Here is a 23,217-nt window from a genome sequence, read left to right on the forward strand (position 1 = left end):
GACAGCCCCTTAGAAATAACCTTGACGTTTTTTGTCTTCCATCGAGCCTGCGCCATCGTGGTCGATGACACGGCCCTGGCGCTCGGAAGTTCGCGTCAGGAGCATTTCCTGAATGATGTCCGTGAGGCTTTCGGCCTCGGACTCCACCGCGCCCGTCAACGGGTAGCAACCAAGGGTACGGAAACGCACTTTCTTTTTGACGATGCGGGCTTTTTCTTCATCGCTCAGGTGTTCGAGGATGCGCTCGTCGTCGATCATGATCAGCGTGCCGTTCTTCTCGATGACTTCACGCTCGGCGGCGAAGTACAGCGGAACGATCGGGATGCCTTCAAGGTAGATGTACTGCCAGATGTCCAGCTCGGTCCAGTTCGACAACGGGAAGACGCGGATCGACTCGCCCTTGTTGACCTTGCCGTTGTAGACGTTCCACAGCTCGGGACGCTGGTTCTTCGGATCCCAGCGGTGCTTGCTGTCGCGGAACGAGTACACACGCTCCTTGGCGCGGGATTTCTCTTCATCGCGACGGGCGCCGCCAAAAGCTGCGTCGAAACCATGCTTGTCGAGTGCCTGCTTGAGGCCCTCGGTCTTCATGATGTCGGTGTGCTTGGCGCTGCCGTGGGTGAACGGGTTGATGTCCTGCGCCACGCCGTCCGGGTTGACGTGGGTGATCAGGTCCAGGCCCAGCTCGGCGACCATCTTGTCGCGGAAGGCGTACATCTCCTGGAATTTCCAGCGAGTGTCGACGTGCATCACCGGAAACGGCAGCTTGCCCGGGAAGAACGCCTTGCGTGCCAGATGCAGCATCACGGCGGAGTCTTTACCGATGGAGTACAGCATCACCGGGTTGTCGAACTCGGCGGCCACCTCGCGGATGATGTGGATGCTTTCCGCCTCCAGCTGTTTCAGATGCGTCAGTTTGTCGACCATGGCTACTCACGAAAGCTTTCTTATGAACGGCCAGCGGGCCGTGTTCGAGCGGGGATCCTAGCACAGCGACCTCTTCTAATCAGGACGCCAACTAGATCGAAAGAGCATATGAATATGCCTGCCTGTTTGGCCGCCCTCCCCCCTGTGGGAGCGAGCTTGCTCGCGATGGTCGTCAACGATAACGCTGGGAATCTGACACCCCGTGGCGCTCTCAGGTTTATCGCGAGCGAGCTCGCTCCTACAGTATCAGGATCTCGCGCGTTCAGATCGGATTCGGGCAATCGATGAAGATGTGCTCCAGCGCAAACCGCCGCGCCAGGTAATCCCCCAGCGCCTGGACGCCGTAGCGTTCGGTCGCATGGTGACCGGCGGCGATGAAACTGATGTCGTTTTCCCGGGCACTGTGGAAGGTTTGCTCGGAAGCTTCGCCGCTGAGGTACAGATCGACTCCGGCCAGAATGGCCTGGTCGATGTAACCCTGGCCGCCACCGGTGCACCAGCCGACGCGGCGGATCATGGCGCTGCCTTCGATCAACAGCGGCTCACGGCCCATGACTTCCTGCACGCGGCGGGCGAAATCCCGGGGCGTCATCGGCTCATTCAGCGAGCCGACCAGGCCGACGATCTTCAGGTTGTCCGGGTCCAGCGGCCCTTCCACGGTGATGTCCAACTGACGGGCAAGTTGCACGTTATTGCCGACGTCCGGGTGCAGGTCCAGCGGCAGGTGATAGGACAACAGGCTGATATCGTGCTTGAGCAGGGTCTTCAAGCGGCGCTGTTTCATGCCGGTGATGCACGGATTTTCGCCTTTCCAGAAGTAGCCGTGATGCACCAGCACCAGGTCGGCATTGGCCTCCACGGCGGCATCGAGCAAAGCCTGGCTCGCGGTGACGCCGCTGACAATGCGCATCACTTGCGGCCGCCCCTCGACCTGCAGGCCGTTGGGGCAATAATCGGCAATCTTGGCACTGTTAAGGTAGCGGTCGGCTTCTTCGACCAGGGTGCTCAGGGCGACGGCCATAAAAGACTCCTAAATATCCCGTTCAGAGGCGCGTTCGGCCTCGTATAATGCGCGTCATTATGAGCGGTCTCATACCGCCTGCAACTCTCTCAGGAAGTGCTTAATGCTCAAGGCGCTGCGTTTTTCCGGCTGGCCGCTGTTGGCCGGCGTGCTTGTCGCTCTTTTGATAATCCAGCGTTACCCGCAGTGGGTCGGGCTCCCGAGCCTCGACGTCAATCTGCAACAAGCGCCGCAAACCACCAGCATGCAGCAGGGTCCGGTGTCCTATGCCGACGCGGTAACCACCGCGGCGCCGTCGGTGGTGAACCTGTACACCACCAAAGTCATCAACAAACCCAACCATCCGTTGTTCGAAGATCCGCAGTTCCGGCGCTTCTTCGGCGACAACTCACCCAAGCAGAAACGCATGGAGTCGAGCCTTGGCTCCGGCGTGATCATGAGCCCGGAAGGCTACATCCTGACCAACAACCACGTGACCAGCGGCGCTGACCAGATCGTGGTGGCGCTCAAGGACGGCCGGGAAACCCTGGCGCGGGTGATCGGCAGCGACCCGGAGACTGACCTCGCGGTTCTGAAAATCGACCTGAAAAACCTGCCGTCGATCACGGTGGGGCGTTCCGACAACATCCGCATCGGCGACGTCGCACTGGCCATCGGCAACCCGTTCGGCGTCGGCCAGACCGTGACCATGGGCATCATCAGCGCCACCGGCCGCAACCAGCTGGGCCTGAACAACTACGAAGACTTCATCCAGACCGACGCCGCCATCAACCCCGGCAACTCTGGCGGCGCGCTGGTGGATGCCGTCGGCAATCTGACCGGCATCAACACGGCGATCTTCTCCAAGTCCGGAGGCTCCCAGGGCATCGGTTTCGCGATCCCGGTGAAACTGGCGATGGAAGTGATGAAGTCGATCATCGAGCACGGCCAGGTGATTCGTGGCTGGCTGGGTATCGAAGTGCAGCCGCTGACCCAGGAACTGGCCGAATCGTTCGGCTTGTCCGGGCGCCCGGGCATTGTCGTGGCGGGGATTTTCCGTGACGGTCCGGCACAGAAGGCCGGTCTGCAACTGGGTGATGTGATTCTTTCCATCGATGGCGAACCGGCCGGTGATGGCCGTCGCTCGATGAATCAGGTGGCGCGGATCAAGCCGACTGACAAGGTTACGATCCAGGTCATGCGCAATGGCAAGGAACTCAAGCTGACCGCGGAAATCGGTTTGCGTCCGCCACCGGCACCGGCCAAAGACCAGGAAGAAGCAGAGTAAGCGGCCAATACAATCCCTTGTAGGAGCGAGCTTGCTCCGGGCGGCGATCCGACGATGGTGTGTCAGTGACACCGCTTAACCTGACACTCCATCGCGAGCAAGCTCGCTCCTACAGGGGGGCAGCGATGGTTTAGAGGTCGCCGAGACCGTCGATCAGCGCCTGATTCTGCTCTGGCGTGCCGATGGAGATCCGCAGGAACTGGGCAATCCGCTCCTGCTTGAAGTGCCGGACGATCACGCCTTGCTCACGCAACTTCGCTGCCAGGCCCGCTGCATCATGCCGGGGGTGACGAGCGAAAATGAAGTTCGCCGCCGAGGGCAGGACTTCGAAGCCCTTGGCCTGCAGCTGCCCAATCACCCATTCACGGTGTTCGATCACCAGGCTACAGGTCTTGTCGAAATACTCGCGATCCTCGAACGCCGCCGCCGCACCGACATTCGCCATGCGATCGATCGGATAGGAGTTGAAACTGTTCTTGATCCGCTCCAGCGCCTCGATCAGGTCCGGATGCCCCACCGCCAGGCCAACTCGCAGACCGGCCAGGGAACGGGACTTGGACAGGGTCTGGGTGACCAGCAGGTTCGGATAACGATCGACCAGCGTGATTGCCGTCTCGCCGCCGAAATCGATGTAAGCCTCATCCACAACGACCACCGAATCCGGGCTGGCCTTGAGAATCTGCTCCACCGCCTCCAGCGCCAACAGACAGCCGGTCGGCGCATTCGGGTTGGGGAAAATGATCCCGCCGTTTGGCTTGGCGTAGTCCGCCGGGTTGATCTGGAATTGCTCGTCCAGCGGCACCGCGTCGAACCGGATGCCGTACAACCCGCAGTAGACCGGGTAGAAGCTGTAGCTGATGTCCGGGAACAGCAGCGGCTGATCGTGCTGCAGCAAACCGTGGAAGATGTGCGCCAGCACTTCATCGGAACCGTTGCCGAGGAACACCTGATTGCCTTGCACGCCGTAGTACCTGGCGACGGCTTGCTTGAGCAGATCGCTGTTCGGGTCCGGGTACAGACGCAGGTTGTCATTCAGTTCGGTTAGCATCGCGGCCAAGGCTTTCGGCGATGGGCCGTACGGGTTTTCGTTGGTGTTGAGCTTGACCAGTTTGGTCAGCTTAGGCTGTTCGCCCGGTACGTAAGGCACCAGATTCTTGACGAACGGGCTCCAGAATTTACTCATGCTCAGTTCCCCTGCCCTTGTGGAAAGTCTTCGTCGACGATGCGGTATTCGGCGCTACGCGCGTGGGCGCTCAGCGACTCACCACGGGCCAGTACGGAAGCGGTTTTGCCCAACTCGGAAGCGCCCTGCTCGGAGCAGAAGATGATCGACGAGCGTTTCTGGAAGTCATACACACCCAGCGGCGAAGAGAACCGTGCAGTGCCGGAAGTCGGCAACACGTGGTTCGGGCCGGCGCAGTAATCACCCAGGGCTTCGGAGGTGTGACGGCCCATGAAGATAGCGCCGGCGTGGCGGATCTGCGGCAGCCAGGCTTGTGGATCGGCAACGGACAATTCGAGGTGCTCCGGCGCGATGCGGTTGGCGACCTCAATGGCCTGTTCCATGTCACGCACCTTGATCAAGGCACCACGGCCATTGATCGAGGTTTCGATGATCGCGGCACGCTCCATGGTCGGCAACAACCTAGCGATGCTGGCGGCGACCTTGTCGAGGAACTCGGCGTCGGGGCTGACCAGAATGGCCTGGGCGTCTTCGTCGTGCTCGGCCTGGGAGAACAAGTCCATGGCGATCCAGTCCGGATCGGTCTGGCCGTCGCACACCACGAGGATTTCGGAAGGACCGGCGATCATGTCGATCCCGACCTGGCCAAACACGTGGCGCTTGGCAGTAGCCACATAGATGTTGCCCGGACCGACGACCTTGTCGACTTTCGGCACGCTTTCGGTGCCGTACGCCAGGGCCGCGACGGCCTGGGCGCCGCCGATGGTGAACACGCGGTCGACACCGGCGATGCAGGCCGCAGCCAGCACAAGCTCATTGATTTCACCGCGCGGGGTCGGAACGACCATGACCACTTCGGTGACACCGGCGACCTTGGCCGGAATCGCGTTCATCAGCACCGACGACGGGTACGACGCCTTGCCACCCGGTACGTACAGACCGACGCGATCCAGCGGCGTGACCTTCTGGCCCAGCACGGTGCCGTCGGCCTCGGTATAGCTCCAGGAGTCCTGCTTCTGTTTTTCGTGGTAGCTGCGCACACGAGCCGCGGCGACTTCCAGGGCTTCACGCTGGGTCACGGAGATGCGGGTGAGTGCCAGTTCCAGACGCTCACGCGGCAGGATCAGGTCGGCCATGGACGCAACGTCCAGGCCGTCGAACTGGCGGGTGTAGTCCACCAGTGCCGCGTCGCCACGCTCACGCACGGTCTTGATGATGTCCAGCACCCGCTGATTGACCGAGTCGTCAGACACACTTTCCCAGCTCAGCAGATGATCCAGATGATGCGCGAAATCCGGGTCAGCAGCGTTGAGTCGGCGAATTGCAGTCAGTGCGGTCATAGCGAGAGCCTCATAGGAATGGCAAAAACTCAGGCGCCCGAAGCTAGCACTCCATCCGCTTGGGCACCTGAGAATTCTGGCTATGAGGCGGATAGACGGGCGCGACTCAACGTCGCGCAGGTGAATCAGCCGCGGTGTCGAGACTCCACTGCCTTGCGCAGGGTGTCGATCAACGCCTGGATACGGGCGTGCTGCATCTTCATCGATGCCTTGTTGACGATCAGCCGCGAGCTGATGGCCGCGATGAAATCCTGTGGCTCCAGGCCGTTGGCCCGCAGCGTGTTACCGGTGTCGACCACGTCGATGATCTTGTCCGCCAGACCGATCAGCGGCGCCAGTTCCATCGAACCGTAGAGCTTGATGATGTCGACCTGACGACCCTGTTCGGCATAGTAGCGCTTGGCAACGTTGACGAATTTGGTGGCGATACGCAGACGGCCCTTGGGCTCGACCGCGCCGACTTTACCGGCGGTCATCAGCTTGCACTGGGCAATCTGCAGGTCCAGCGGCTCGTACAGGCCCTGGCCGCCGTATTCCATCAGCACATCTTTACCGGCGACACCGAGGTCGGCAGCACCATGCTCGACATAGGTCGGCACATCGGTGGCACGCACGATCAGCAGACGAACATCGTCCTGGGTCGTGGGGATGATCAGCTTGCGGCTCTTGTCCGGATTCTCGGTCGGCACGATGCCCGCTTCAGCCAGAAGCGGCAGGGTGTCGTCGAGGATGCGGCCCTTGGACAGTGCGATAGTCAGCATGGGAAACGCCTTAATCAGGAATCTTATGCCCGGTCACAATCGGCGCCGGACACGCATCGAGCCGGAAACCGGCTCGACCTCTACAACAATTCAACGGGCACCTCCCTGTGCCCATGCAGCAGAAACTAGCCCGGAACGCGACGGATCCTGGCGCCCAGCATCTGCAGTTTTTCTTCGATGCACTCGTAGCCACGATCTATGTGGTAGATGCGATCGATCAGCGTGTCGCCTTCGGCGACCAGGGCCGAGATCACCAGGCTGGCCGAAGCACGCAGGTCGGTCGCCATGACTGGCGCGCCCTTGAGCTTTTCGGTGCCGGTGACGATCGCGGTGTTGCCCTCGACCTGGATCTTGGCGCCCATGCGGTGCAGTTCGTAGACGTGCATGAAACGGTTTTCGAAGATCGTCTCGATCACGGCGCCAGTGCCTTCGGCAATGGCGTTGAGGGAGATGAACTGCGCCTGCATGTCGGTCGGGAACGCCGGGTACGGTGCGGTCCGCACGTTCACGGCTTTAGGCCGCTTGCCATGCATGTTCAGCTCGATCCAGTCTTCGCCGGTGGTGATTTCGGCACCGGACTCGCGGAGTTTTTCCAGAACGGCTTCAAGGATGGTCGGATCCGTGTCCTTGACCTTCACGCGGCCACCGGTGACGGCTGCCGCCACCAGATAGGTGCCGGTTTCGATACGGTCGGGCATCACTTTATAAGTGGTGGTGTGCAGACGCTCGACGCCATCGATGGTGATGGTATCGGTACCGGCGCCGGAAACCTTGGCACCCATGGCGTTCAGGAAGTTCGCCAGGTCGACCACTTCGGGCTCGCGTGCGGCGTTTGCCAGTACGCTACGGCCCTTGGCCAGGGCAGCGGCCATCATGATGTTTTCGGTACCGGTCACGCTGACGGTATCGAAGAAGAAGTGCGCACCGCGCAGGCCGCCTTCAGGGGCCTTGGCCTTGATGTAGCCGCCTTCGACATCAATGACCGCGCCCATGGCTTCCAGGCCACGGATGTGCAGGTCAACCGGACGCGAACCGATGGCGCAACCGCCAGGCAAGGCGACTTCGGCTTCACCGAAACGGGCAACCATCGGGCCCAGCACCAGAATCGACGCACGCATGGTTTTAACCAGCTCGTACGGTGCGACCAGAGTCTTGATGGTGCGCGGGTCGATTTCGACGGCGAGCTTCTCATCGATCACCGGCTCAATGCCCATGCGACCGAACAGCTCGATCATGGTGGTGATGTCGTGCAGGTGCGGCAGGTTGGCCACGGTCACCGGGCCATCGCACAGCAAAGTGGCAGCCAGGATCGGCAGGGCAGAGTTCTTTGCCCCGGAAATGCGGATCTCGCCATCAAGACGAGCGCCACCGGTAATAATCAGTTTATCCATAAGAATCTCGACGCCCTTGGGCTCAGGTGCGCTCGGCCCAGGCCGCGCTGCTGAAAAATTTCATAGTGACCGCATGGATGCTGCCATCGGTGATCCATGGGTTCAAATGGGCATAGACCTGCTGCTGACGCTTCACCGGGCTCAACGCCGCCAGTTCATCGCTAATCACGTTCAGCTGGAAATTGCAGCCTTCGCCCTCGACTTCTACTTTCGTTCCGGGCAGCTTTCCTTCAAGAAAGCTCTTAACTTCGTTGGCCTGCATGCTCAACCTCAATCGGCGCCCTGTGCGCGCGGGTCGGACATCATACAAAAAAGCCCCGCGCCTGCGAACCCCGCCAAGCAGGACTCGGACGGAGGGCTTCTTTATAGATGCGGTTCAGGGTTGCGCAAACAGCTCGGTCAGCTCGCTGACCTGAGCGATTTCACGCATGTCTTCCGGCATCCCGCGGATGCTCAGGGCCTTGCCGGCCGCCTGCGCATCGCGGATGAAGCACAGCAGCAACGACAAACCGACACTGCTGGACTTGGTCACCGCCGAGCAATCGATTACCAGCGCCGCGGCCTTGCTGGCCTTGATCAGCGCTTTGCCCTGCTCGCGCAGGCCAGGGCCGGTGCGGTAATCCAGCACGCCACTGAGTCGCAGCTCGCCCGCTTCGTCCATCCGGACTGCCGACTCATTCATTGGGCCGGCTGCTCTGGTTTCTTGTCGGTGGCTTCCTTGGCCTTGGCGACTTCCCCGGCCCAACCATTGATGGTCTTGTCCAGGTCGTTGCCATTGCGCTGCATCGCATCGGCGAACTGATCGCGGAACAGCTTGCCGATGTTGATGCCGTTGATGATGACGTTACGCAGCTTCCACTCGCCGTTGATCTTTTCCAGCGTGTAGGACACCGGATAGATCGCGCCGCTGCTGCCCTTGACGGTCATGCCAACGCTGGTACGGTCGCCCGACTCGTCTTTGGCCGGTTCAACGGTGATCCCCTGGTTGTTGTACTCCAGCAAGGCGTTGCCGTAGAACTGGAACAGACCCTTCTTGAAGTTTTCTTCGAAGGTCTTCATCTGCGCAGGCGTAGCTTTCTTCGAGTATTTGACCGTCATGATGCTCTTGGAAATACCCTCGGCATCCACAACCGGCCCGACGATGTTGTCCAGCGCCGTATAGAAGTCCTGCGGGTCCTTCTTGTACTTCTCTTTGTTTGCCGCCAGATCCGCGAGCATACGGTTGGTTGTGTCCTGCACCAGTTCGTGCGCCGAAGGCGCCGCTACGGCATGGGACACCAACGGAAACACCGCGAGCATTACCAACAGGCCACGTCGCAAGATAGAGATCATTTAACAGTTCCTCATTTAGCTTCTTTGCTAACGGTATTGAGCAGGAATTTACCGATCAGATCTTCGAGCACCAGCGATGACTGCGTGTCATGGATGGTTCCACCATCCTTGAGCAGGGTGTCTTCCCCGCCCACGCTGATACCGATGTACTTCTCGCCCAACAGGCCAGCAGTCAGGATAGATGCAGTAGAGTCCGCCGGAAGATTATCGATGCGTTTTTCCAGCTGCATGGTCACCCGACCGGTGAAACTGTCGCGATCCAGATCGATAGCGGTGACCTTGCCGATGGTCACACCGGCCATGGTCACCTTTGCTCTGACAGTCAAACCGGCGATATTGTCGAAGTAGGCGTAAAGTTTATACGTGTCGGTGCTCGGAGTCGGGGACAGGCCGCTGACCCGCAACGCCAACAAGAGCAAAGCCAGGATGCCAGCCAGCAAGAAAAGGCCGACACCGATTTCCAGGGTGCGGTTTTGCATCAGAAATCTCCAAACATCAAGGCGGTCAGAATAAAGTCCAGGCCGAGTACTGCCAACGAGGCATATACAACGGTCTTGGTAGTGGCACGACTGATCCCCTCGGAAGTGGGTTCGCAGTCATAGCCTTGGAATACGGCGATCCAGGTCACAACAAAGGCAAAGACGATACTTTTGATGATCCCGTTGAGCACATCGTCGGTGAACGTCACGCTGTTCTGCATGTTCGACCAGTAGGAACCTTCATAGACCCCCAGCCAGTCGACAGCCACCCACGAGCCGCCCCAGATACCCACCACGCTGAAAATCATCGCCAGCACCGGCAGGGAAATGAAACCGGCCCACAAGCGTGGCGCGATGATGTACTTGAGCGGGTCAACCCCGATCATTTCCAGGCTGGACAGCTGCTCGGTGGACTTCATGTTGCCGATTTCGGCGGTCAACGCCGAACCGGCACGCCCGGCGAACAGCAAGGCAGTCACCACCGGCCCCAGCTCACGCAGCAGCGTCAGGGCAACCATCTGCCCGACAGCCTGCTCTGAACCATAGCTGGAAAGAATGTTGAAGCCCTGCAGCGCCAGCACCATGCCGATGAACACCCCGGAGACCACGATGATCACCAGGGACATCACGCCCACCGAATGCAATTGCTTGACCAGTAGCCCGAAGCCGCCGCCGATACCGCCCCGGCCCAGCAAGGCATGGAACAGGAACAGGCTCGAACGCCCGAACACCGCCAGCGCATCGATGCCGGCCTGGCCGAAGCGGCGAACGCGCTCTATCAATGAAATTCTGCGCATCAGCGCTTCCCCAGAAGATCTGCGCGGTAATCCGTCGCTGGAAAGTGGTACGGAACCGGGCCGTCGGGTTCGCCGGTCATGAACTGACGAATGCGCGGTTCATCCGAGTTCATCAACTCGTCCGGTGTCCCCTGCCCCAACACCTGACCATCGCCCACCACATAAATGTAATCGGCAATGCTCGCGGTCTCGGCCAGGTCGTGGGATACCACGATGCTGGTGATGCCCAGCGCATCGTTGAGCAGACGAATGAGGCGCACCAGAACGCCCATTGCGATAGGGTCCTGGCCGACAAAGGGCTCGTCGTACATGAGGATCTGCGGGTCGAGCGCAATTGCCCGGGCCAGCGCGACACGACGCTTCATGCCGCCGGAAAGCTCGTCGGGCATCAGATCGATGGCACCGCGCAAGCCCACGGCCTGCAGTTTGAGCAGGACGATGTCGCGGATCATTTCATCCGGCAGTTGCGTATGAACCCGCAACGGAAAAGCGACGTTCTCGAACACATCGAGGTCGGTAAACAGTGCGCCGCTCTGAAAAAGCACGCCCATATGCTTGCGCGCATCGAACAGGTCGCTGCGCGACAGCTTGGGCAGATTCTGACCGTTGACCCAGACTTCGCCCTTGGTGGGCCGCAGTTGGGCGCCCATCAGGCGCAAAAGCGTGGTCTTGCCACACCCGGAAGGCCCCATGATTCCGGTGACCTTGCCGCGTGGGATACGGATATCGACATTATTGAAAATGCTGCGCGCACCGCGCTTGAAGGACAGTCCCTTCAGCTCGACCGCGTAGGCGTTATCGGCACTCATCTAAACTCCTTGCGATGCAGCCTCTCACTCGGACGCCTGGCTTTCCGAGGAAAGCACATACCTCCCGGGCAGGCCGAACTGGCGGCGAACTATATCACCGCAAAGGGTACGCGCCCAAGGCCAAAGCCGAGCCAAGTTCAACCGCATGGCCGCTTGAAAGCCCCGTTTAGAAGGTTTTCGGTAACCGGGAATAACAATGCGCGACGAACATGCGTGAGGGATTCGATCATAACCGCTATAATCGCCGCCTTTTCATCAGGCTATACGATTTCTGACATGAGCCAATCCAGCGACCTGATTCAATCAGCACAACGCACCATCCGCCTCGAGGTAGAAGCCGTGCAAGGCCTGCTACCCCATATCGACGCAGATTTCGTACGCGCTTGCGAGATGATTCTGGCCAGCAAAGGCCGCGTGGTCGTGGTCGGCATGGGCAAGTCGGGGCACATCGGCAACAAGATCGCCGCGACCCTGGCCAGCACCGGCACCACGGCATTTTTCGTGCACCCGGCTGAAGCCAGCCACGGCGACATGGGCATGATTACCCGCGACGACATCATCCTGGCGCTCTCGAACTCCGGCTCCACCAATGAAATCGTTACCCTGCTGCCACTGATCAAGCGCCTGGGCATTCAATTGATCAGCATGACCGGCAACCCTGACTCGCCGCTGGCCAAGGCCGCCGAGGTCAACCTGAATGTTCACGTCGAACACGAAGCCTGCCCGTTGAACCTGGCTCCCACTTCGTCGACCACCGCCGCCCTGGTCATGGGCGACGCCCTGGCAGTCGCGCTGCTGGAAGCCCGCGGCTTTACCGCCGAAGACTTCGCCTTTTCCCATCCCGGCGGCGCCCTGGGCCGACGCCTGTTGCTGAAAGTGGAAAATGTCATGCACGCCGGCCAGGACCTGCCGCAGGTCCAGCGCGGCACCCTGCTCAAGGATGCCCTGATGGAAATGACCCGCAAGGGCCTGGGGATGACCGTCATTCTGGAGTCCGACGGCAAACTGGCCGGGATCTTCACCGACGGTGACTTGCGCCGCACACTGGACCGCAGCATCGATATCCACAGCGCCATCATCGACCAGGTCATGACGGCCCATGGCAAGACCGCGCGCGCCGAGATGCTCGCCGCCGAAGCACTGAAAATCATGGAAGACCATAAAATCAACGCATTGGTCGTGGTCGACCGCGAAGACCGCCCGGTCGGCGCCCTGAACATGCACGACTTGCTGCGTGCGGGAGTAATGTAATGAGTGCGGACCTGCTGCAACGTGGCAAACAGATCAAACTGGCGGTGTTCGATGTCGATGGCGTGCTGACCGATGGACGCCTGTACTTCCTCGAAGACGGCAGCGAATTCAAGACGTTCAATACACTCGATGGCCAGGGTATCAAGATGCTGATGGCGGCCGGCGTGCAAACCGCCATCATCAGTGGTCGCAAAACCCCGGTGGTCGAGCGACGCGCGAAGAACCTCGGTATCCCGCATCTTTATCAGGGGCGCGAAGACAAACTGGTGGTACTCGACGAACTACTGGCCCAACTGAACCTGGGCTATGAACAGGTGGCCTACCTCGGCGACGACCTGCCGGACCTGCCGGTGATTCGCCGCGTCGGCCTGGGCATGGCGGTGGCCAATGCCGCCAGCTTCGTGCGTGAACACGCTCACGGCATCACCCTCGCCCGTGGCGGCGAAGGTGCCGCTCGCGAATTCTGCGAATTGATCCTGCGCGCCCAGGACCGCCTCGATGCGGCCAATGCCGCGTACCTGTGAGCCCACCATGCTGAGCAAAAAGTTTCGCAACACCCTGTTGTTCAGTTGCATCGCGGCGATATTCGCCGCGGTTGGCTACTGGAACATCAGCCCGGAGCGCTTCCTCGACAAGCCGGTAACGCCGGTCGATGAAAGCGCGATCGACTATTACGCCATCAACGCCCACAGCGTGCAGTACCTGCCCGACGGCAGGCTGCAATATGATCTGGTGTCCGACAAGGTCGAGCACCTGAAGGCGACCGAGGTGACGTTGCTGACCAACCCCGACCTGAATGTGTTCCGCGGCACTGAATTCCCATGGCACGTCCAGAGCCTGCAGGGCGAGGTCAACCCTGACGGCACACAGGTCGAACTGATCGATGACGTGCGCATCACGCGCTTCGACGAGAAAAACCGTAAAACCCTGATCACCAGCACCCGCATGACGGTGTTCCCGCAGCAGCAATATGCGCAGACCGAGCAAGACGTTAGAATCGACGGCGCTGGCGGTGTATCGACTGGCAAGGGAATGAAAGCGTATTTGAAAGAAAGCAGGATACACCTGCTATCGAACGTAAGAGGACAGTATGAGGCTCGTTAAAACCCTCCCGATTTTGCTCAGTCTGGGCGCAGCACTGGGAAGCGTGAGCGCCTGGGCTCTGCCGGAAGATCAACAGCAGCCTATCCGCATTCAGGCCGACGATGCCCAACTGGACGACAAGCAAGGTATTGCTACCTACAAGGGTGACGTGATCATCACCCAGGGCTCGATGAAGGTGACCGGCAACACCGTGACCATCACCCGCACCCCGACTGGCGACATCGACGTGGTGACCTCGGTGGGCAACCTGGCGTACTTCGAGCAATTGCAAACAGCTGGCGACACCAAGCCCGTTCAGGGCTGGGGCGTGACGATCCAGTATCACGCCGCACAAAACCGCGTCGTACTGATCGACAAGGCCAAAGTTGTCGACAAGGACAACAACACCACCCAAGGCGAAAAAATCGTCTACGACACGGTCAAGAAGCTCGCCAGCGCCGGTCGCGCCACGGGCAGCAAGGTCACCGAGGCACGTCCGCGTATCGACATGGTGATCCAGCCGAAGAAGAAAACCGACGAGAAAACCCAGTAATGGCAACTCTGAAAGCTCAGCATCTGGCCAAGAGCTACAAGAGCCGCCAGGTCGTGCGTGATGTCAGCCTGTCCATCGACAGCGGCCAGATCGTCGGCCTGCTTGGTCCGAACGGCGCCGGCAAGACCACCTGTTTCTACATGATCGTCGGCCTGGTGCAAGCCGACCAGGGCCGCGTCCTGATCGACGACCACGATGTCAGCCACCAGCCCATGCACGGCCGCGCAAAGGCCGGTATTGGCTACTTGCCGCAAGAAGCATCGATCTTTCGCAAACTGTCGGTGGCCGACAACATCATGGCCATCCTCGAGACCCGCAAGGAACTCGACAAGGCCGGCCGTCGCAAGGAGCTGGAAAGCCTGCTACAGGAATTCCACATCAGCCACATCCGCGACAACCTCGGCATGAGCCTGTCCGGTGGTGAGCGCCGTCGCGTGGAAATCGCCCGCGCCCTGGCCACCAACCCGAAATTCATCCTCCTCGACGAACCCTTCGCCGGCGTGGACCCGATTTCGGTCGGGGACATCAAGCAGATCATCTACCACCTCAAGGCCAAGGGCATTGGCGTACTGATCACGGACCACAACGTTCGTGAAACCCTGGATATCTGTGAAACCGCCTATATCGTCAATGACGGCCAACTGATCGCCGAAGGTGACGCAGAGACCATCCTGGCCAACAACCTGGTCAAGGAAGTGTATCTGGGCCATGAGTTCCGCCTGTAAAGGCAGAGGTATCTGGCAGGTCGTCCGAGCGCTTGTCCCGATAAAAAATCAACACTTTTTTATTGTTACAGCGCTCTAGGCAAACGCTGCAGTTTCGGGCATATAATTTGCTTATGTTTGGCGCTCCGGCGCCCTGTAGTGGATGGCGCATGTGCGCCGGCGAATAAGGTGTTAAGCCCCTGCCATGAAACCATCGCTAGTCTTGAGAATGGGCCAGCAGCTGACGATGACACCGCAGCTGCAACAGGCCATCCGCCTGCTCCAATTGTCGACCCTGGACCTGCAACAGGAAATCCAGGAGGCCTTGGAGTCCAATCCGATGCTCGAACGCCAGGAAGAAGGCGACGACTTCGACAATTCCGATCCCTTGGCCGACAACGCCGAACAAAAGCCCAACACCGATATCCAGGAACCCTCCTACCAGGAAAGCGCCCCGACGGTTGATAACCTCGAAGAAGGCGACTGGAACGAGCGCATCCCCAACGATCTCCCCGTCGACACCGCGTGGGAAGACGTTTACCAGACCAGCGCCAGCAGCCTGCCCAGCAACGATGACGACGAGTGGGACTTCACCACCCGCACCTCGGCCGGCGAAAGCCTGCAAAGCCACTTGCTGTGGCAACTGAACCTGGCTCCGATGTCCGACACCGATCGCCTGATCGCCGTGACCCTGATCGATTGCATCAACAATCAGGGCTATCTGGACGAAACCCTCGAGGAAATCCTCGAAGCCTTCGATCCGGAGCTGGACATCGAACTGGACGAAATCGAAGCCGTCCTGCACCGCATCCAGCAATTCGAGCCCGCCGGCATCGGTGCCCGCAACCTGGGCGAATGCCTGCTGCTGCAATTGCGCCAGTTGCCAGCCAAGACCCCTTGGCTGGCCGAGGCCAAGCGCCTGGTCAGCGATTACATCGACCTGCTCGGCAGCCGCGACTACAGCCAGTTGATGCGCCGCATGAAGCTCAAGGAAGATGAACTGCGCCAGGTCATCGAACTGGTCCAGAGCCTCAACCCGCGTCCGGGCTCGCAAATCGAGTCCACCGAAGCCGAGTACGTCGTTCCCGACGTTATCGTGCGCAAGGACAACGAGCGCTGGCTGGTGGAGCTGAATCAGGAGTCGGTGCCACGGCTGCGGGTCAACGCCCAGTACGCCGGTTTCGTGCGCCGCGCTGACACCAGCGCCGATAACACGTTCATGCGCAATCAGTTGCAGGAGGCCCGCTGGTTCATCAAGAGCCTGCAAAGCCGCAATGAAACCCTGATGAAAGTAGCCACCCAGATCGTCGAGCATCAGCGCGGGTTCCTCGAATATGGCGACGAAGCCATGAAGCCGCTGGTCCTGCACGACATCGCCGAAGCGGTCGGCATGCATGAGTCGACGATTTCACGGGTGACCACCCAGAAGTTCATGCATACCCCCCGGGGCATATATGAACTGAAATACTTTTTCTCAAGTCACGTAAGCACCTCCGAAGGCGGCGAATGCTCGTCCACGGCGATCCGGGCGATCATCAAAAAACTGGTTGCCGCGGAAAATCAGAAAAAGCCGTTGAGTGACAGCAAGATCGCTGGTTTACTGGAGGCACAAGGCATTCAGGTGGCCCGCCGCACCGTCGCCAAGTATCGCGAATCCCTCGGGATCGCGCCTTCGAGCGAACGCAAGCGGTTGATGTAGGGCCACGCCACAGCGTTCCAGTGGTAGATCATCTGGTCTACCGCTTTATGCACTGGCAACGAAGGAGAAGCTGTATGCAAGTCAACATCAGTGGACACCAACTGGAAGTGACCGAACCTCTCCGCTCCTACATCGGCGAAAAACTCGAACGACTGGAGCGACACTTCGACAAGATCACTAACGTGCAGGTCACGATGACCGTCGAAAAGTTGAAGCAGAAAATCGAAGCCACATTGCATATTCCCGGGAATGAAGTGGTCGCGAACGCGGAACATACCGATATGTACGCCGCGATCGATGCACTCACCGACAAGCTGGATAAACAACTCAAAAAGCATAAGGAAAAGACCCAGAGCCTCCTTCAGGGCGCAACCGGTCGCTAACACTCCCAACCCATGATCCGACTTGAAAGTATCCTGACCCCCGGCCGTTCCCTGGTGAACGTGCCGGGTGGCAGTAAAAAGAAAGCCCTCGAACAAATTGCCAATCTGATCGCCCGCGAAGTGCCGGGTCTGGAGATGCAAGATGTCTTCGAGGCGCTGATTGCCCGTGAAAAACTCGGCTCCACCGGTTTTGGCAACGGCATCGCCATTCCACATTGCCGTCTCAAGGGCTGTGTATCGCCCATCAGTGCATTGATGCACCTTGACGCCCCTATCGATTTCGACGCCATCGATGGTGCGCCGGTTGACCTGCTGTTCGTATTGCTGGTCCCGGAAGCCGCCACCGATGCGCACCTTGAACTGCTTCGGCAGATCGCCAGCATGCTCGATCGCAAGGACGTGCGCGACAAACTGCGCAGCGCTCCGAGCAATGAAGCCCTGTATCAGGTTGTCCTGGACGAGCAAAACGGTCAGTAATCATGCGCTTGATCATCGTCAGTGGCCGCTCCGGCTCAGGTAAAAGCACCGCCCTCGACGTCCTTGAGGACAACGGGTACTACTGCATCGACAATTTGCCTGCCGGCCTGCTGCCGGAACTGGCCGAACGAGCGCTGATTCATACTGAACTGGTGCAGCCGCTGGTCGCCGTTTCCATTGACGCCCGCAACCTGCCCAGCCACCTGTCACGCTTCCCCGACCTGCTCGAAGAAGTCCGCAGCCGCCACATCCAGTGCGATGTCCTGTACCTGGACGCCGACGAAGAAACACTGCTCAAGCGCTTCTCGGAAACCCGCCGGCGTCACCCCCTGACCAACGCCAACCGCTCGCTGGCCGAAGCCATCAGCGTCGAGAGCGTCCTGCTCGGGCCGATTGCCGACCTCGCCGATCTCAAGATCAACACTACCAGCCTGAACCTGTATCAACTGCGCGATGCCATCAAACTGCGCCTGTTGAATCAACCGGAACCCGGCACTGCGTTCCTGGTGGAATCCTTCGGGTTCAAACGCGGCATGCCAGTGGACGCCGACCTGGTGTTCGATGTGCGTTGCCTGCCAAACCCTTACTGGAAACCGGAATTGCGCGAGCAGTCCGGGCTCGATCAACCGGTTGCCGAATATCTGGCGGCACAGCCGGATGTCGAAGAGATGTTCCAGGACATTTCCACATACCTGCTAAAGTGGCTGCCTCGTTTTGCCGCCAGCAACCGCGCCTACGTCACCATTGCCATTGGCTGCACGGGCGGACATCACCGCTCCGTCTACCTGACCGAGCGTCTGGGGCAGACGCTGCAAAAATCCCTGAAGAACGTCCAGGTTCGCCACCGCGACCTCAGCTAAAGGACTCACATCGCGATGCCTGCTCTGGAAATCGAAATCATCAACAAGCTGGGCCTGCATGCCCGCGCTTCTGCAAAATTCGTTGGTGTCGCCGGCCAATTCACGGGTTGCACGATCCGCGTGGGACGCACGCCAGAATCCACCGTCGATGGAAAAAGCATCATGGCCATGATGATGCTCGCCGCCGGCAAGGGCACCAAAATCCATCTGAGCACGGAAGGCGAGCAGGAACAGGAAGCGATGGATGCGCTGGTGGCCTTGATCAACAATTACTTCGACGAAGGCGAGTAAACGCGCGGCTTTGTGGCGAGCGCCGTATCCATCACCATCATCAAGCAAAACGGCGTTTTTGTTTCTGTGTTTCCCGAAACTCCGCAAAGAACCATAAAAAGGCGCGCCACCCATTGGGTGGCGCGCCTTTTTGTGTCACAGGAAGGGTTAGCTGCCCGCCACCGTCATCCGCTCGATCAGCACCGAACCGGTGCGGATGTTGCTGCGAAGTTCGAGATCATTACCGATCGCGACGATCTGTTTGAACATGTCGCGCATGTTGCCGGCGATGGTCACTTCCTGGACCGCGAACTGGATTTCGCCGTTCTCGACCCAGTAACCCGCCGCGCCCCGGGAATAATCACCGGTGACCATGTTCAGCCCCTGGCCCATCAACTCAGTGACCAACAGCCCGCGCCCCATACGCCGCAGCAAGGCCGCCTGGTCTTCATCGCCGTGGGTGACGAACAGGTTGTGCACGCCGCCAGCGTTGGCCGTACTCGGCATGCCGAGCTTGCGGCCGGAGTAGGTGCCGAGGATGTAGGACACCAATTCGCCTTTTTCGACGAACGGCTTGGCGTAGGTTGCCAGGCCATCGCCATCGAACGCAGCACTACCCAATGCCCGCATCAGGTGCGGACGCTCGTCGATGGTCAGCCACTCCGGAAACAGCTTCTGACCGAGAGTGCCCTCGAGGAACGAAGACTTGCGATACAGGCTGCCGCCGGAAATCGCCGACAGGAAACTGCCGAACAGCCCCCCGGCCAATTCTGCGGAAAACAGCACCGGCACCTCGCAAGTCGGCACCGGACGCGCGCCCAGACGGCTCGCCGCCCGTTGCGCAGCGCGCTGGCCGATGCTGACCGGGTCGGCGAGCAAATTGCCCTGTCGGTTCACGTCGTACCAGTAATCACGCTGCATCTGGCCGTCGGCTTCAGCGATCATCACGCAGCTCAGGCTGTGGCGAGTGGACGCGTAACCGCCGATAAACCCATGGCTGTTGCCGTAGACGCGGCAGCCCTGATGGGTGCTGAGGGTGGTGCCGTCGGCGTTCTTGATCCGGCTGTCGGCGGCATACGCCGCGGCTTCGCAGGCCAGGGCCTGTTCGATGGCTTGTTCCGGAGTAATGTCCCATTGGTGGAACAAGTCGAAATCCTGAATATCCCGCGCCATCAGCGCGGCATCCGCAAGGCCCGAGGCTTCGTCTTCCGAAGTGTGTTTGGCGATGGCCAGTGCAGCGGCAACCGTTTCGCGAATCGCTTCCGGACCGCTGGCCGAAGTGCTGGCCGAGCCTTTGCGCTGGCCGACATACAAGGTGATGCCAAATCCCTGATCGCGGTTGAATTCGACCGTTTCGACTTCACGCTGGCGCACCGTAGTCGACAAACCCTGCTCAAGCGACACCGCCACTTCACAGGCACTGGCCCCCTGGCGCCGGGCTTCAGCGATGATCTGCTCGACTTGTTCCTGCAGTGCCGGCAACGCTTGTGGGCCGACGCTTTCAACTGCACTCATGCTGTTCTCCACTCAAATTCTGCTTTCGGTAACGGTCATCGAGCGACCGGGCCGGACAAGCGGCCCCCGACTGGTTATCATGGCGGCGTTTCTTAGCGGACTGCCACCATGGTTGATTCTTACGACGACTCCCTCGATACGGGAGAAAAAAGCAAATCCCAGGTCAAACGCGAGCTGCATGCTCTGGTTGACCTTGGCGAGCGCCTTACAACACTCAAGCCTGACTTGGTTGCAAAGCTGCCCTTGACCGACGCCTTGCGCCGGGCCTTGGCCGATGCACCCAAGCACACCGCGAACATCGCGCGTAAACGGCACCTTCAGTTCATCGGCAAGCTGATGCGCGATCAGGACACTGACGCCATTCTGGTCTTGCTCGATCAACTCGATGCCTCCACTCGCCAGTACAACGAGCGTTTCCATAACCTGGAGCGCTGGCGAGATCGCCTGATTGCCGGTGACGATGCCGTTCTGGAAAAGTTCGTCGTCGACTACCCTGACGCCGATCGCCAGCAACTGCGTTCCATGATCCGTCAGGCCCAGCATGAGGTTGCGCAAAACAAGCCTCCTGCTTCCAGCCGTAAAATCTTCAAGTACATCCGTGAGCTGGACGAGACTCAACGCGGTCTGCGTTGAATCCCTGATCGGGTGAGTTGCCCTGCAACTCACCCGAAGCTTCACTGTTTCAAAAACCGCTTACGCGCCCGTGCCACCCACGGTGATCGCATCAATCTTCAGCGTTGGCTGGCCGACACCCACCGGCACCGACTGCCCATCCTTGCCGCACGTGCCCACGCCGCTGTCCAGCGCCAGATCATTACCGACCATCGACACCTTGCTCATGGCTTCCGGCCCGTTGCCGATCAACGTCGCACCTTTGACCGGTGCAGTGATCTTGCCGTCCTCGATCAGGTACGCCTCGCTGGTGGAAAACACGAACTTGCCGCTGGTGATGTCCACCTGACCGCCACCCAGGTTGGCGCAGTAGATGCCGCGTTTCACCGAGGCGATGATTTCCTCCGGGTCGCTTTCACCGGCGAGCATGTAGGTATTGGTCATGCGCGGCATCGGCAGGTGCGCGTAGGATTCGCGACGGCCGTTACCGGTGCGAGCCACACCCATCAGGCGGGCATTGAGCTTGTCCTGCATGTAGCCCTTGAGTACGCCGTTTTCGATCAGCGTGGTGCATTCGGTCGGCGTGCCCTCGTCATCGACGCTCAACGAGCCGCGACGACCGGCCAGGGTGCCGTCATCGACAATGGTGCACAGCTTCGACGCAACCATCTCGCCCATGCGCCCGCTATAAGCCGAGCTGCCCTTGCGGTTGAAGTCGCCCTCCAGGCCATGACCGACGGCTTCATGCAGCAGCACACCCGACCAGCCGGAACCGAGCACCACCGGCAAGGTTCCGGCCGGTGCCGGAATGGCTTCAAGGTTGACCAGCGCCTGGCGCAACGCTTCACGGGCATAGCCCATGGCGCGGTCTTCGCCGAGGAAATAACGGTAATCGGTCCGACCGCCACCGCCATGACCGCCGCGCTCGCGGCGACCGTTCTGCTCGACGATCACGCTGACATTGAAACGCACCAACGGCCGCACATCCGCCGCCAGACCGCCGTCGGTGGAAGCCACCAGAATCCGCTCCCAGACACCGGCCATGCTCACGGTGACTTGCTGGATGCGTGGGTCGAGGGCGCGGGTCGCGGCGTCGACTCGCTTGAGCAAATCGACTTTCTCGGCACGGGTCAGCACTTCCAGGGGATTGTCCGGCGCATACAACTGCGCGACGTCCTGGCTGGTGAATGCCTGTACCGTGCCGTGTTGCCCGGCCCGGGAAATCGAACGGGCGGCACGCGCCGCAGCGCCCAGGGCTTCAAGAGTGATGGCATTGCTGTAGGCAAAACCGGTTTTTTCACCCGATTGCGCGCGCACGCCCACACCTTGGTCAAGGTTGAAGCTGCCCTCCTTGACGATGCCGTCTTCCAGCGCCCAGGACTCGGAGATCTGTCCCTGGAAATACAGGTCGGCCGCATCGATGCCCGGCCCGGCCAGATCGCCAAGCACGCCTTGCAGGCTCTCGATCGTGACGCCACCGGGCGCCAACAGGTGTTCACTGACTGAGGACAACAACTCGCTCATATGCTTTACGCCTTAAATTCGTCGTTCTGATGCAGGTCGCTGGGCGCCCTGCGAGAAAAAGCGCCGGTGACTGGACACCGGCATCCGCGCCCGGATGGACGCCTGTTCGCTACTGTCGCGTTCGGCCAGCAGCACGGCCTCGCCTTGATCCTGTTGTGCCAGCACACGACCCCATGGGTCGATTATTGCCGCATGCCCCCAGGTTTCCCGCGGCCCCGGATGCGTCCCACCTTGGGCTGCCGCGAGCACATAACACTGGGTTTCGATGGCTCGCGCGCGAATCAGCACGTCCCAGTGCGCAGCGCCGGTCACGGCGGTAAAGGCCGACGGCGCGGTAATCAATTCCGCTCCGGCAGCACGCAATTCGCTGTAGAGCTCCGGGAAGCGCAAGTCATAACAAACCGTCAGTCCGACCCGGCCGACCGGTGTGTCCGCCACGACCACCCCGTTGCCATAAGCATAGTCATCGGATTCACGATAACGGCCACGATTGTCCGCCACATCGACGTCGAACAGGTGCAGCTTGTCGTAGCGCGCCACCGTTTCGCCCTGGTCGTCGACCAGCAACGAACAGGCATGCACTTTGGCCGTCGGTTGATCCACCGGCGGCAACGGCAATGTGCCGGCCACTATCCATAACTTGAGGTCGCGTGCGGTCTGTTTCAACCAGGGCAGGATCGGGCCTTCGCCCAGTGCTTCGGCGCGCCCGATGTCGGCAATGTCGCGCCGGCCCATGGCGGCGAAGTTTTCCGGCAATACTGCCAGTTTCGCACCGCCAGCAGCCGCTTGTTCAAGTAGCCGACGGGCCTGGGCCAGATTGGCCAGCACATCGCTCTGGCTGACCATTTGAATCACCGCGACAGACATGACCTTTTCCTTATTGAAATCAACACAGTCCTGTAGGAGCGAGCTTGCTCGCGATGAGTTTGAATGCGACGCGTGTTTTCAGGCGGCCCACGTCATCGTTCACGTCCATCGC

The 23,217-nt window shown here is 60.2% G+C and carries 27 protein-coding genes; 12 read left to right on the forward strand and 15 right to left on the reverse strand.

Annotated elements, in window-relative coordinates:
* Nucleotides 1-9 precede the first annotated feature (9 nt).
* The gene (gene cysD, locus ACEN8Q_RS19105) at nucleotides 10-927 is read right to left on the reverse strand and encodes a sulfate adenylyltransferase subunit CysD (RefSeq protein ID WP_413421089.1); all 918 of its coding nucleotides are present in this window, start codon (nucleotides 925-927) and stop codon (nucleotides 10-12) included.
* A gap of 262 nt (nucleotides 928-1,189) precedes the next feature.
* Entirely contained in the window at nucleotides 1,190-1,948 is a 759-nt protein-coding gene (locus tag ACEN8Q_RS19110; protein ID WP_218429307.1) for a Nif3-like dinuclear metal center hexameric protein, read from the reverse strand.
* Between the two features lie 103 nt (nucleotides 1,949-2,051).
* Here ACEN8Q_RS19110 and algW point away from each other — a divergent pair, with 103 nt between their 5' ends.
* Complete coding sequence (gene algW, locus ACEN8Q_RS19115) at nucleotides 2,052-3,215, forward strand: Do family serine endopeptidase AlgW (RefSeq protein ID WP_413421092.1); 1,164 nt, start codon at nucleotides 2,052-2,054, stop codon at nucleotides 3,213-3,215.
* A 130-nt stretch (nucleotides 3,216-3,345) separates the two neighbouring features.
* Here the strand turns inward: algW and hisC are convergent, their stop codons facing one another.
* From hisC to ACEN8Q_RS19165, 10 genes are all read right to left on the reverse strand, one after another.
* The gene (hisC, locus tag ACEN8Q_RS19120; RefSeq protein ID WP_413703580.1) at nucleotides 3,346-4,398 is read right to left on the reverse strand and encodes a histidinol-phosphate transaminase; all 1,053 of its coding nucleotides are present in this window, start codon (nucleotides 4,396-4,398) and stop codon (nucleotides 3,346-3,348) included.
* Between the two features lie 2 nt (nucleotides 4,399-4,400).
* The gene (gene hisD, locus ACEN8Q_RS19125) at nucleotides 4,401-5,738 is read right to left on the reverse strand and encodes a histidinol dehydrogenase (RefSeq protein ID WP_413703581.1); all 1,338 of its coding nucleotides are present in this window, start codon (nucleotides 5,736-5,738) and stop codon (nucleotides 4,401-4,403) included.
* A 125-nt stretch (nucleotides 5,739-5,863) separates the two neighbouring features.
* On the reverse strand, nucleotides 5,864-6,499 hold the full coding sequence (gene hisG, locus ACEN8Q_RS19130) for an ATP phosphoribosyltransferase (RefSeq protein ID WP_007970278.1): 636 nt from the start codon (nucleotides 6,497-6,499) through the stop codon (nucleotides 5,864-5,866).
* A gap of 125 nt (nucleotides 6,500-6,624) precedes the next feature.
* Complete coding sequence (murA, locus tag ACEN8Q_RS19135) at nucleotides 6,625-7,890, reverse strand: UDP-N-acetylglucosamine 1-carboxyvinyltransferase (protein WP_413421098.1); 1,266 nt, start codon at nucleotides 7,888-7,890, stop codon at nucleotides 6,625-6,627.
* Between the two features lie 22 nt (nucleotides 7,891-7,912).
* The gene (locus tag ACEN8Q_RS19140; protein ID WP_020796650.1) at nucleotides 7,913-8,152 is read right to left on the reverse strand and encodes a BolA family protein; all 240 of its coding nucleotides are present in this window, start codon (nucleotides 8,150-8,152) and stop codon (nucleotides 7,913-7,915) included.
* 114 nt (nucleotides 8,153-8,266) lie between these two features.
* Complete coding sequence (locus tag ACEN8Q_RS19145; RefSeq protein WP_413421101.1) at nucleotides 8,267-8,572, reverse strand: lipid asymmetry maintenance protein MlaB; 306 nt, start codon at nucleotides 8,570-8,572, stop codon at nucleotides 8,267-8,269.
* Nucleotides 8,569-9,222 carry a phospholipid-binding protein MlaC gene (locus ACEN8Q_RS19150; protein WP_413421103.1) on the reverse strand — a complete coding sequence of 218 codons (654 nt, stop codon included), beginning with the start codon at nucleotides 9,220-9,222 and terminating at the stop codon, nucleotides 8,569-8,571. Before ACEN8Q_RS19150 ends, ACEN8Q_RS19145 begins: the two co-directional genes overlap by 4 nt.
* Nucleotides 9,223-9,233: 11 nt before the next feature.
* Entirely contained in the window at nucleotides 9,234-9,701 is a 468-nt protein-coding gene (mlaD, locus tag ACEN8Q_RS19155; protein ID WP_007970271.1) for an outer membrane lipid asymmetry maintenance protein MlaD, read from the reverse strand.
* Nucleotides 9,701-10,498: a lipid asymmetry maintenance ABC transporter permease subunit MlaE gene (gene mlaE, locus ACEN8Q_RS19160; protein WP_008018708.1), complete on the reverse strand. Its 798-nt coding sequence runs from the start codon at nucleotides 10,496-10,498 to the stop codon at nucleotides 9,701-9,703. The genes mlaD and mlaE overlap by 1 nt, the downstream gene beginning before the upstream one ends.
* A complete protein-coding gene (locus ACEN8Q_RS19165) occupies nucleotides 10,498-11,307 on the reverse strand; it encodes an ATP-binding cassette domain-containing protein (RefSeq protein WP_008018709.1) in 810 nt (269 codons plus the stop codon). The genes mlaE and ACEN8Q_RS19165 overlap by 1 nt, the downstream gene beginning before the upstream one ends.
* 276 nt (nucleotides 11,308-11,583) lie before the next feature.
* Here ACEN8Q_RS19165 and ACEN8Q_RS19170 point away from each other — a divergent pair, with 276 nt between their 5' ends.
* From ACEN8Q_RS19170 to ACEN8Q_RS19215, 10 genes are all read left to right on the forward strand, one after another.
* The gene (locus ACEN8Q_RS19170; protein WP_413421106.1) at nucleotides 11,584-12,558 is read left to right on the forward strand and encodes a KpsF/GutQ family sugar-phosphate isomerase; all 975 of its coding nucleotides are present in this window, start codon (nucleotides 11,584-11,586) and stop codon (nucleotides 12,556-12,558) included.
* Nucleotides 12,558-13,082, forward strand: a complete 525-nt coding sequence (locus ACEN8Q_RS19175) for a KdsC family phosphatase (RefSeq protein WP_413421108.1) — start codon at nucleotides 12,558-12,560, stop codon at nucleotides 13,080-13,082. The genes ACEN8Q_RS19170 and ACEN8Q_RS19175 overlap by 1 nt, the downstream gene beginning before the upstream one ends.
* Nucleotides 13,083-13,089: 7 nt before the next feature.
* Nucleotides 13,090-13,662 (forward strand): LPS export ABC transporter periplasmic protein LptC, encoded by a 573-nt coding sequence (lptC, locus tag ACEN8Q_RS19180; RefSeq protein ID WP_413421110.1) that lies wholly within the window; start codon nucleotides 13,090-13,092, stop codon nucleotides 13,660-13,662.
* On the forward strand, nucleotides 13,649-14,194 hold the full coding sequence (lptA, locus tag ACEN8Q_RS19185; protein WP_413421112.1) for a lipopolysaccharide transport periplasmic protein LptA: 546 nt from the start codon (nucleotides 13,649-13,651) through the stop codon (nucleotides 14,192-14,194). The genes lptC and lptA overlap by 14 nt, the downstream gene beginning before the upstream one ends.
* On the forward strand, nucleotides 14,194-14,919 hold the full coding sequence (gene lptB, locus ACEN8Q_RS19190; protein ID WP_007986698.1) for an LPS export ABC transporter ATP-binding protein: 726 nt from the start codon (nucleotides 14,194-14,196) through the stop codon (nucleotides 14,917-14,919). Before lptA ends, lptB begins: the two co-directional genes overlap by 1 nt.
* A 184-nt stretch (nucleotides 14,920-15,103) precedes the next feature.
* A complete protein-coding gene (locus ACEN8Q_RS19195; RefSeq protein ID WP_413421114.1) occupies nucleotides 15,104-16,597 on the forward strand; it encodes an RNA polymerase factor sigma-54 in 1,494 nt (497 codons plus the stop codon).
* A gap of 74 nt (nucleotides 16,598-16,671) precedes the next feature.
* A complete protein-coding gene (hpf, locus tag ACEN8Q_RS19200; protein WP_008018717.1) occupies nucleotides 16,672-16,980 on the forward strand; it encodes a ribosome hibernation-promoting factor, HPF/YfiA family in 309 nt (102 codons plus the stop codon).
* A 12-nt stretch (nucleotides 16,981-16,992) separates the two neighbouring features.
* Entirely contained in the window at nucleotides 16,993-17,457 is a 465-nt protein-coding gene (gene ptsN, locus ACEN8Q_RS19205; RefSeq protein ID WP_008018718.1) for a PTS IIA-like nitrogen regulatory protein PtsN, read from the forward strand.
* 2 nt (nucleotides 17,458-17,459) lie between these two features.
* Nucleotides 17,460-18,317 (forward strand): RNase adapter RapZ, encoded by an 858-nt coding sequence (gene rapZ / locus ACEN8Q_RS19210; protein ID WP_413421117.1) that lies wholly within the window; start codon nucleotides 17,460-17,462, stop codon nucleotides 18,315-18,317.
* A gap of 15 nt (nucleotides 18,318-18,332) precedes the next feature.
* A complete protein-coding gene (locus ACEN8Q_RS19215) occupies nucleotides 18,333-18,608 on the forward strand; it encodes an HPr family phosphocarrier protein (RefSeq protein ID WP_413421119.1) in 276 nt (91 codons plus the stop codon).
* 147 nt (nucleotides 18,609-18,755) lie between these two features.
* On the opposite strand, the gene pmbA is transcribed toward ACEN8Q_RS19215, so the two are convergent.
* Nucleotides 18,756-20,102 (reverse strand): metalloprotease PmbA, encoded by a 1,347-nt coding sequence (pmbA, locus tag ACEN8Q_RS19220; protein WP_413703582.1) that lies wholly within the window; start codon nucleotides 20,100-20,102, stop codon nucleotides 18,756-18,758.
* Between the two features lie 108 nt (nucleotides 20,103-20,210).
* On the opposite strand from pmbA, the gene yjgA reads away from it, so the two are divergent.
* Nucleotides 20,211-20,735 (forward strand): ribosome biogenesis factor YjgA, encoded by a 525-nt coding sequence (gene yjgA / locus ACEN8Q_RS19225; protein WP_008018722.1) that lies wholly within the window; start codon nucleotides 20,211-20,213, stop codon nucleotides 20,733-20,735.
* Nucleotides 20,736-20,795: 60 nt separating this feature from the next.
* Here the strand turns inward: yjgA and tldD are convergent, their stop codons facing one another.
* Together tldD and ACEN8Q_RS19235 are read right to left on the reverse strand one after the other, a co-directional pair.
* Nucleotides 20,796-22,238: a metalloprotease TldD gene (gene tldD / locus ACEN8Q_RS19230; RefSeq protein ID WP_111280901.1), complete on the reverse strand. Its 1,443-nt coding sequence runs from the start codon at nucleotides 22,236-22,238 to the stop codon at nucleotides 20,796-20,798.
* A gap of 12 nt (nucleotides 22,239-22,250) precedes the next feature.
* A complete protein-coding gene (locus ACEN8Q_RS19235; protein ID WP_413703583.1) occupies nucleotides 22,251-23,105 on the reverse strand; it encodes a carbon-nitrogen hydrolase family protein in 855 nt (284 codons plus the stop codon).
* Nucleotides 23,106-23,217: the final 112 nt, after the last annotated feature.

This window comes from Pseudomonas sp. Pseusp16, from assembly GCF_047324915.1.
Lineage (GTDB): Bacteria > Pseudomonadota > Gammaproteobacteria > Pseudomonadales > Pseudomonadaceae > Aquipseudomonas > Aquipseudomonas fluorescens_CD.